Origin of the sequence: Pseudonocardia sp. (assembly GCF_025965585.1) — a bacterium.
Lineage (GTDB): Bacteria > Actinomycetota > Actinomycetes > Mycobacteriales > Pseudonocardiaceae > Pseudonocardia.
Window position 1 is genome coordinate 1 of sequence record NZ_JAOPWR010000294.1, and the last position, 9,423, is coordinate 9,423.

The 9,423-nt window shown below is 71.9% G+C and carries 9 protein-coding genes and 1 pseudogene; 8 read left to right on the top strand and 2 right to left on the bottom strand.

Annotated features, from left to right (window positions below):
* Nucleotides 1-246: 246 nt before the first annotated feature.
* Nucleotides 247-2,022: an MDR family MFS transporter gene (locus tag JWR81_RS18185; protein WP_297653819.1), complete on the bottom strand. Its 1,776-nt coding sequence runs from the start codon at nucleotides 2,020-2,022 to the stop codon at nucleotides 247-249.
* On the bottom strand, nucleotides 2,022-2,564 hold the full coding sequence (locus JWR81_RS18190) for a MarR family transcriptional regulator (RefSeq protein WP_297653822.1): 543 nt from the start codon (nucleotides 2,562-2,564) through the stop codon (nucleotides 2,022-2,024). Before JWR81_RS18190 ends, JWR81_RS18185 begins: the two co-directional genes overlap by 1 nt.
* Before the next feature lie 151 nt (nucleotides 2,565-2,715).
* On the opposite strand from JWR81_RS18190, the gene JWR81_RS18195 reads away from it, so the two are divergent.
* From JWR81_RS18195 to JWR81_RS18230, 8 genes and pseudogenes are all read left to right on the top strand, one after another.
* The gene (locus tag JWR81_RS18195) at nucleotides 2,716-3,957 is read left to right on the top strand and encodes a cytochrome P450 (RefSeq protein WP_297653825.1); all 1,242 of its coding nucleotides are present in this window, start codon (nucleotides 2,716-2,718) and stop codon (nucleotides 3,955-3,957) included.
* A gap of 13 nt (nucleotides 3,958-3,970) precedes the next feature.
* Nucleotides 3,971-4,096, top strand: coding sequence for a hypothetical protein (locus JWR81_RS18200; RefSeq protein ID WP_297653827.1), 126 nt, complete (start codon nucleotides 3,971-3,973; stop codon nucleotides 4,094-4,096).
* Between the two features lie 83 nt (nucleotides 4,097-4,179).
* The gene (locus JWR81_RS18205) at nucleotides 4,180-4,620 is read left to right on the top strand and encodes a hypothetical protein (RefSeq protein ID WP_297653830.1); all 441 of its coding nucleotides are present in this window, start codon (nucleotides 4,180-4,182) and stop codon (nucleotides 4,618-4,620) included.
* A 10-nt stretch (nucleotides 4,621-4,630) separates the two neighbouring features.
* Entirely contained in the window at nucleotides 4,631-5,518 is an 888-nt protein-coding gene (locus JWR81_RS18210; protein WP_297653833.1) for a DNA-formamidopyrimidine glycosylase family protein, read from the top strand.
* Between the two features lie 21 nt (nucleotides 5,519-5,539).
* Complete coding sequence (locus JWR81_RS18215) at nucleotides 5,540-6,745, top strand: sensor histidine kinase (protein ID WP_297653836.1); 1,206 nt, start codon at nucleotides 5,540-5,542, stop codon at nucleotides 6,743-6,745.
* A gap of 39 nt (nucleotides 6,746-6,784) precedes the next feature.
* Nucleotides 6,785-7,657 (top strand): S49 family peptidase, encoded by an 873-nt coding sequence (locus tag JWR81_RS18220; RefSeq protein WP_297653839.1) that lies wholly within the window; start codon nucleotides 6,785-6,787, stop codon nucleotides 7,655-7,657.
* Nucleotides 7,658-7,790: 133 nt separating this feature from the next.
* Nucleotides 7,791-8,666 (top strand): LytTR family DNA-binding domain-containing protein, encoded by an 876-nt coding sequence (locus tag JWR81_RS18225; RefSeq protein ID WP_297653841.1) that lies wholly within the window; start codon nucleotides 7,791-7,793, stop codon nucleotides 8,664-8,666.
* Nucleotides 8,667-8,722: 56 nt separating this feature from the next.
* Nucleotides 8,723-9,423, top strand: a pseudogene (locus JWR81_RS18230) (hypothetical protein); the annotation flags it as partial.

Genomic DNA, 9,423 nt, shown 5'->3' on the forward strand with positions numbered 1-9,423 from the left:
CAGGCCCACCCCGTCGCCGCGGTTGACGGCGCCGAACACCCCGGGACCGTCGGACATGGCGGGCTGGGCGGCCGGGGCCGCGAAGCCCTGTCCGTCGAAGCCCTGTCCGCCGAGGGCCTGCATGCCGGCGGCCGGCGTGCTGACCCCGTTGCCGGGGACGTCGGCCATCGCGAAGGCTGTGTGGCCGTTGCCGGCGTGCGGTGCCGGGTAGGCGGACAGCGCGTGCCGTCCGGCCTGGCGCTCGGCCTAGGCCGCGGCGGCCCCCACGGTGGTGGGTGCGATCGCCGCGAACCCGGCGGTGACCGCCTCCGCGGTCATCGTCACGCCCGCCGGGCCGGCTGCGGCCTCGGCCGCCTCCTGAGCGGCTGCCTGCGCACCGGACATCGTGCGGAGCGGCAGCTCCTTGACGAACAGCACGAGGATGAACGCTACCGCGAGGATGGCCGCCACGATGATGAAGGTCAGCACGATCGAGTCGGAGAAGCCCACCAGGAACGGATGCGCGAGCCGGGGGTCGATCGTCTGCAGGAACGCCGAGTCGTTGAGCACGCCGGACGCGTTCGCGCCACCGGCCTGCGCCGCGAAGAACGGTGCGTTGACCGGGTTGGCGCGCACCGCGGGGTCGCTGATCGCGGCCATGAAGTTCGGGTCGCTCTGCGCGGCCGTGAACGCGCTCGCGATCTTGTCGGGCACTGTCGAGAACACGATGGACAGGAAGATCGCGGTGCCCAGCGTGCCGCCGAGCTGCCGGAAGAACGTGGACGACGCGGTGACGACGCCCATGTCACGGGCGGGAGAAGCGTTCTGGACGGCCAGCACCAGCGTCTGCATGCAGCCACCGAGCCCGAGGCCGAACATCGCCATGTAGAGGTCGAGCTCCCACAGCGGGATGTCGACGTTGACCCGGAAGTACATGATCACCATCGCGGCGACCATGAGCGCCACACCGATGATCGGGAAGATCTTGTATTTGCCGGTCCTGGACGTCAGCTGGCCGGAGGTGATGGAGGAGACCATGATGCCCGCGACGAGCGGCAGCATGAGGTAGCCGGACTCGATCGGCGTGGCCCCGTGCACGATCTGCAGGAACTGCGGCAGCAGGGCGATGCCACCGAACATGCCCATACCGACGATGACGCCGACGATCGTGACCAGCGAGAACACGCTGCTCTTGAACAGCCGCAGCGGCAGCAGCGCGTCGTCCTTGTAGTAGTTCTCGAGCACCACGAAGAGGATCAGACCGACGGCGCCGATGCCGTAGCAGAGCCACGCGCGGCCGGAGTCCCAGCCCCATTCGCGGCCCTGCTCGGCGATGAGCAGCAGCGGCACGAGGCCGACGGCGAGCATGATCGCGCCGGGCCAGTCGATGCGGTGCGAGCGCGGCGTGTGCGGCACGTTCAGCACCTTGGCCACGACGATCAGCGCGAGCAGACCGATCGGGACGTTGACCAGGAAGATCCAGCGCCACCCGTCGATGCCCCAGATGGTGGCCTGGCCGGACAGCAGGCCGCCGATGACCGGGCCGAGCACGCTCGACGTGCCGAACACGGCGAGGAAGAGGCCCTGGTACCGGGCCCGCTCACGCGGCGGGACGATGTCGCCCAGGATCGTCAGCGCCAGCGAGAACAGACCGCCGGCGCCGATGCCCTGCAGGGCGCGGAACGCGGCCAGCTGGTACATCGACTGGGCGAACGTGCAGGTGATCGAGCCGATGATGAAGATCGAGATCGCGAGCAGGAAGAGAGGCTTGCGGCCGTAGATGTCGGAGAGCTTGCCGTAGAGCGGTGTCGCGATGGTGCTCGTGATGAGGAACGCGGTGGTGGCCCACGCCTGCTGGCTCAGCCCGCCGAGGTCGTCGGCGATGGTGCGGATGGCAGTGGATACGACCGTCTGGTCCAGAGCGGCCAGGAACATGCCGAGCAGGAGGCCACCCAGGATGGTCAGGATCTGGCGATGGGTCAGCTCGCCCGACGACCGCGGCTCGGCCTTCGAGGTGCTCTCGACGGCGACTTCGGTGGACATCAGCTCTCTCCTCCTGAACGGCGGACGTTCCGCCGTTCCCCTTCGTGCGCGGCCTGCATGTCGTCGGCGAACATGCCGAGCAGCGTGGCCAGCCGGGTGCTGTCCTCCGCGGACCACCCGGACAGGATCGTGGTGATCAGCTCGTGCTGGCGGCGGCGGCCGACGGCGCACCGCTGCATGCCGGCGGCGGTGGGGGCCAGCAGGTGGGCCCGCCCGTCGTCCGGGTGCGCGTGCCGCTCGACAAGCCCCGCCTCGACGAGCGCGGTGACCTGACGGCTCACGGTGGACGGGTCGGTGCCCAGCGACTGGGCGATCTCCCCGACCCGCTTCGGTCCCTTGTCCAGCAGCTCCGCGAGGACGTGGGCGACCGCGATGTCGTTCTGGTGGCGCATCCGCGAGACGATGCGCAGCAGCCGCACGACCTCCTGCGCGATGCGGTCCGCCACGTCGACGTCGGGGGCCGCGGGTGCGGGTGCGTCGACCGTGACGTCACGGGGGGCGTCGATCCCGGGGTTCACGTCGATCACGTCGATGTCGCCCACGTGCTCCCCGTCTCCCGGCTTTACCGATGCTTTGCTTGTAACAACCAACGACTTGCGTGGGCCAAGCATGGACGCGTTGGAGAAGATCGGCAACTCGATTGTCCGAAAGAGGCAGTGATCCCGCACACCGCGATGAGGTAGGCAGAGACGCGTGCCCGACGTCTTCGATCCCCGCGTCTTCGCCCGCGGCGTGCCGCACGACGCGCTGCGCCTGCTGCGCGACACCGACCCGGTCGCGTGGCAGGACGAGCACGAGGTGGGTATCTGGCCCGCGGGGCCGGGGTTCTGGGCCGTCACGCGCTACGACGACGTCCGGCACGTGCTGCGCAGCCCGCAGGACTTCTCGTCCGCGCTCGGCGCCACGCAGATTCGCGACCCTGATGCCGCCGACCTGCCGTTCCTCCGCCGGATGGTGCTCAACATGGACCCTCCCGAGCAGATCCGGCTCCGCACGCTGGTGACGGGCGCGTTCACCCGGCGGCGGCTGGAGCGGTTCGCCGCGACCGTCCGGGAGCGGGCGGCCGCACTGCTGCGTTCGGTGTCGGCGGGCGGATCGTTCGACCTGCCCCGCGACGTCACCGACGACCTGCCACTGCAGAACCTGTCCGACCTGCTGGGCGTGCCGGCCGCCGACCGTCCCCTGCTCCTCGCGTGGACCAATCGGGTGATCGGCTACCAGGACCCCGAGCACGCCGTGGAGGTCCGCGACGCCGACGGCCGTCCGGTGAACCCGCGCTCGCCCGCGATGCTCGCCGACATGTTCGCGTTCGCCGACGACCTGGCCCGCCGCAAGCGCCGCGAGCCCGCCGACGACGTCATGACCGCGCTCGTGCAGGCCGAGGTGGACGGCGAGGCGCTCACCCACGCCGAGCTGCAGATGTTCTTCTTCCTGCTGGTGATCGCCGGCAACGACACGGTGCGCAGCGCCCTGCCCGGTGGGGTGCTGACCCTGCTGCAGAACCCTGCCGCCCACCAGCGCCTGCGCGCGGATCCGTCGCTGCTCCCGTCGGCGGTCGAGGAGATGCTGCGCGTCCATCCGCCGGTGCTGACGTTCCGCCGCACCGCCGCCCGTGACGTCGAGATGGGAGGCCGCACGATCCGCGCCGGCGACAAGGTCGTCGTCTACCACGTGTCGGCGAACCACGACGAGCGCCGCTTCCCCGACCCGTTCCGCGTCGACATCGAGCGCACGCCCAACGAGCACCTCGCGTTCGGGCAGGGGCCGCACCTGTGCCTGGGTGCGGCGTTCGCGCGGCTGCAGATGCGGGCCTTCTTCACGGAGTTCCTCGCGCACCCGCCCGTCGAGCTCGACGGGGAGCCACGACGGCTGACGTCCAACTTCATCAACGGGGTGACGAGCCTGCCGCTGCGCCGCGTGGCGGCGGTGCGGTAGCGATCGCGGCGCGGTGGCGGTACGACACGGGCGCACGCGGTTCACCATGCGCGAGGAGTTCAGCGGGCTGCTGCCGGGGCCGATCCGGCGGACGATGTCCGATCTCGGTCCGTCGTTCGTGCAGTTCACCGAGGTCTGAAGGTCCGGGCGGAGGAGCGCCCCTCCTGACGGGCGGATGTGGGAAAGTGGGAGCAAGCACTCTTCTGACGACGGCAGGGATCGATGGGATCGAAGACGGTGGTCGGTGTCGACGGACGCACCTGGTCGGTGCGCCGCAACATCGAGTGGTCCCTGCCCGCCACCGGCGACGACTTCGAGCACGACGTCGACGGTGGCCGCGGCGCCGCGGTGCTGGTGCTCTCGGCGCTGTTCGTGTTCTGGGTGATCCTCGTGGTCTGGTCGCCGTCGCAGCTGCACGTGCCGTGGTTCCTGTGGGCCGTCGCGATCGTCGTCGTGCTGTTCTTCCCGGTGCGGTGGTGGCTGCGCAGGCCGTGGACCGTGGTCGCGGAGACCGCGGGCAGCTACGACCAGCCCGCCGAGCGCTGGACGGGCCTCGTCCGCGGCGGCTCGAAGGCCCGCGAGGAGCTGCGCATCGTCGTCCGCAGGCTGCGTACCCAGGGCACCCCGGGCCACGCCGACAGTCCGCTGCAACCGGTGAACTGAGGCCCCTGCCGTGCCCGAGCTGCCCGAGATCGAGGCCCTGGCCCACCACCTGCGCGAACATGCGATCTACCGGCCGGTGGCCCGCGTCGACGTGGCCTCGATGAGTGCCGTCAAGACCTTCGACCCCCCGGTGCAGTCGCTCGCCGGCCGCGTCGTCACAGGGGCGGCGCGGTACGGCAAGTTCCTCTCCGTCGAGTTCCTGGACGGGGCGGGCGGTGGTGAGGCAGGGGGGCTGCACCTCGTCACCCACCTCTCGCGGGCCGGGTGGATGCGCTGGCACGACTCGTCCACCACCACGCCGCCCAAGCCCGGTCGCGGCCCGCTGGAGCTGCGGGTGCACCTCGACCACGCCGGCGGGCCCGGCTTCGATCTCACCGAGGCCGGCACGCAGAAGCGGCTGGCCGTCTACCTGGTGCACGACCCGCAGGACGTGCCCGGCATCGCCCGGCTCGGCCCCGACGCGCTGTCGTTGTCGGCCGACGAGTTCGCCGCGCTGCTCGCCGGGCACACCGAGCGGATCAAGACCCTGCTCGTGGAGCAGACCGTGCTGGCGGGGATCGGCAACGCCTACAGCGACGAGATCCTGCACACCGCCAAGATCTCGCCGTACGCCTCGTCCGGGCGGTTGAAACCCGATCAGGTCGACGCGCTCTACGCCGCGCTGCGGTCGGTGCTCACCGACGCCGTCGAGCGGTCGGTGGGGCAGAAGGCCGCCGGGCTCAAGGGGGAGAAGCGCTCCGGGCTGCGCGTGCACGCCCGCACCGGGATGCCGTGCCCGGTGTGCGGCGACACCGTCCGGGAGGTCTCCTTCGCGACGAAGTCCTTCCAGTACTGTCCCGGCTGCCAGACGGGCGGCAAGCCGCTGGCCGACCGTCGGTTGTCCCGGCTGGTGAGGTAGCCGTGGCCGAGGGGAGCTGACGTGGGGGACCTGCTGGCCGCACCCACGTTGTTGCTGGCGCTGATCCTCCTCGCGCTCGTCAGCATCTCCGTCGCGGTCTTCTACTTCCTTCGCAACAAGCGCAACACGTTCGCAACGCCGCTGGAGCGCGCCACGTTCGCCACGTTGCACACCGTCGCGCTGGCGGCGCCGTCGCTGCGCGAGGGGCTCTCGGCCAACTCCGCGTCGTTCGCCCTGCCGTACCTGCGGCAGCTGCTCGACACCTGCGCGCTCACGATGACGGACAACCGCGGCAACACCCTCGGCTGGGACGGCGACGCCGACCAGCACGAGCCCGACGTCCGGCAGCTCGCCGACCAGGTGATCTCCACCGGCCGCCAGCAGGTGCTCTCGCACACCGCCATCACGTGCGACCGGCAGGACTGCGTGGTGCGCGGCATCGTCGTCGTCCCGCTGGAGACCGAGGGCGCCATCGTCGGCACCCTTGCCGCGCTCACCACCTCCACCGCCGGGCCGGTGCTGCTGCGGGCCACCGCCGAGGTCGCGCGCTACGTCTCCAGCCAGCTGGAGCTCGCCGAGCTCGACGAGTCGCGAGCCCGGCTCAACCGCGCCGAGGTCCGGGCGCTGCGCGCGCAGATCTCCCCGCACTTCGTCTACAACGCGCTCACCACCATCGCGTCGTTCATCCGCACCGACCCGAACCGCGCCCGCGAGCTGCTCATCGAGTTCGCCGACTTCACCCGCTACTCCTTCCGCGCCGCGGGCGAGTTCACGACGCTCCAGGACGAGCTCACCAACATCGAGCGCTACGTGCGGCTGGAGAAGGCGCGCTTCGGGGCCCGGCTCAACATCAAGCTGCAGATCGCGCCCGAGGTGCTGTCGGTGGTGCTGCCGTTCCTCGCGCTGCAGCCGCTCGTGGAGAACGCCGTGCGGCACGGCCTGGCCAGCAAGCCCAACGGCGGCACCATCACCATCACGGCCGAGAACGCCGGCGCCGAGTGCGTGATCATCGTCGAGGACGACGGGATCGGCATGGACCCCTCGCGGCTCACCGAGGACCTCGACGACGCCCACCTCTCCGGCGCCCACGTCGGCCTCGGCAACGTGGACGACCGGATGCGCTCCACGTTCGGCGACGACTTCGGCCTCGTCGTCGACACGGCGCTCGGCGCGGGCATGAAGATCACCCTGCGGGTCCCGAAGTTCCGGGCGGGCATCCGCGTCTGAGCTCCTCGGAGGGTGGTGCAGCCGCGTAGCGTGGCGCGAATGGACGCGCTCCGCTTCCCCGACCGGCTCGCCTCCCGTCTCCCCGGACGGCTCGGCGAGCGCAGCGACAGGTCCGTCGTCTCGCTCGTGCGGCTCCAGGGGGTGATCGCCTCGTCCGCCGGGCCCGTGCCCCGCGCGGTGATCAACGTGACCACCACGGAGAAGACCCTCGAGCGGGCCTTCGCGCCCGACGGGCTGGCGGCCGTCGCGCTGCTGGTGAACTCGCCGGGCGGGTCGCCCACGCAGTCGGCGCTGGTGGCCGACCGCATCCGCGGCCTCGCCGAGGAGCACGAGGTGCCCGTCCTGGCGTTCTGCGAGGACGTCGCCGCGTCCGGCGGGTACTGGCTGGCGTGTGCCGCCGACGAGATCTACGCCCACCCCACGTCGCTCGTCGGCTCGATCGGGGTGATCAGCCAGGGCTTCGGCCTCGACGGCTTCATCGAGCGCTTCGGGATCCAGCGCCGCATGTACACGGCGGGGGAGTCCAAGTCGCGGCTCGACCCGTTCCTGCCGGAGAAGTCCGAGGACGTCGAGTGGCTGCGCGGCCTGCAGGAGCAGCTGCACGACCTGTTCCGCGAGTGGGTCACCTCGCGGCGCGGCGACAAGCTGCAGGGCGATCCGTTCACCGGCGAGGTGTGGACCGGCACGCGCGCCCTGGAGGTGGGCCTGGTCGACGGCCTGGGCACCGCGCGCGGTGTGCTCACCGAGCGTTTCCCGGACGCGGAGCTCGTGCTGGTGGAGGGCCGCAGGCCGCTGCTGGCCCGGCTGGGTCTGGGCGGTGCGCCCGCCGCCGGTGTGGCCGGAGCAGATCTTCTGCTCGGACTCGCCCAGGCGGCCGAGGTCAGGGCCACGTGGGCGCGGTACGGTTTGTAGCAGGGTGTGATCGGATGAACCCGATTGGTGCCTGACACTGGCACTCACACGGATTGGCCGTCACCATGGTCCGCGGACCTGGGCGTGATCGCCGGAGGTCCGATGCGCACCGGACACGCAGGATGAGGAGATCGTGGACAGCAACGACAGCTCCGGCGGCCTGGTCGTCCTCGCGGTGGACGACGAGGAGCCGGCCCTCGAAGAACTGGCTTACCTGCTCAGCGAGGAGCCCCGGGTCGGGGTGGTGCTGAAGGCGTCCAACGCCACGGACGCCCTCCGCGTGCTCAACAGCAGGCAAGGCGTGCGCGAGGCCCAGCCCGCCGGGCAGGCGGCAGGTCGTGGTATGGCCAACCCGATGACCGGCATGCGGGTGGCCGAGCGCACCGACGTCGAGGTGGTGTTCCTCGACATCCGGATGCCGGGCCTCGACGGCCTGGAGCTCGCGAGGGTGTTCTCGTCGATGGCCGTGCCGCCGTCGGTGGTCTTCGTGACCGCCCACGACGACCGCGCGGTCGACGCCTACGAGGTCGGTGCCGAGGACTACCTGCTCAAGCCGCTCCGCGCGGAGCGGCTGTCCGCCGCCATCGACCGCATCCTCGTGCGCCGTACGTCCGGTGTCGTCGAGCCGGTGCGCGAGGAGAACGGCGAGGACGAGGTCATCCCCGTCGAGCTGGCCGGCACCACGAAGCTGGTGCCGCGCTCGGCCGTGCGCTACGTGGAGGCCCAGGGCGACTACGCCCGCCTGCACACGCAGGAGGGCAGCCACCTCGTCCGCATCCCGCTCTCGGTGCTCGAGGACCGCTGGCGCGACGCCGGCTTCGTGCGCATCCACCGCTCGTTCCTGGTGTCGCTGCCGCTCGTCACCGAGCTGCGCCTGTCCGGGTCCGGGTACGTCGTGCGCGTCGGCAACGGGCCGGACTGCGCCGAGCTGCCCGTCAGCCGCCGCCACACCCGTGAGCTCAAGGACCGCCTCGTGCGCGCCACGAAGCAGGCCTGGAGCCAGCGTTGAGCACGCGGCCACGAGCGTCGGCGTGAGCGACCGGCTGCGGTGAAGGGCGGACGGCGGTGAGCACGTTCACCGACGGTGCACCGCCGTCGGTGGCGCCGGATCCGGAGGACGGTCCGGGCTCGGGATCGGACTGGCTGCGCGAGGAGATGGCGCGGCGGATGGCTGCGCGCGGCCAGGGATCCGGTGGCCGGCACGCCCGGCGCGAGAACGCGGGCACCGACGGGGCCGCCGCGAACGGTTCCGGCGGCGTGCCGTTCGCGCTCCCGGACGCCGAGTCCGCCCGTGTGCCCCGGCACGCCCGGAGCGCCCCCGCAGCCCCGGCGCAGGCTCGGGACGGCCGGACCCCGACGCAGAGCAGCGGGACCCAGAACGGCCAGACCCAGGGGGGGCCGTTCCGGAACAGGCAGGTCCAGGGCGGGCCGCTGCCGCGCCGGGTGCCCGGCGACGCCGCCGCCCGCAACACCGCAGGAATCTGGACCGGTCCGCAGCGTCCCGACCACGGCACCGACCGCCCGGCCTCCACGCTCGGCGCCCCGTCGTTGCCCGCCGCCGGTGTGCCCGCGGTGGACACCGCCACCGGTGCCCCCTCGCGCCCCACATTCGTCGGGCCCTCGCGGCCCGCTCCGCCGTCCGGCGCCGCGGCGGCACGGCTGCTGTCGCCGCGGCTGCTCGTCCCGTCGTCGGTGCCGCCCCCCACGGCCCCGCCGGTCGTCGGCGGCCCCGTCGCGCCCGCACCCGGCCGCACCCGCCAGACCGG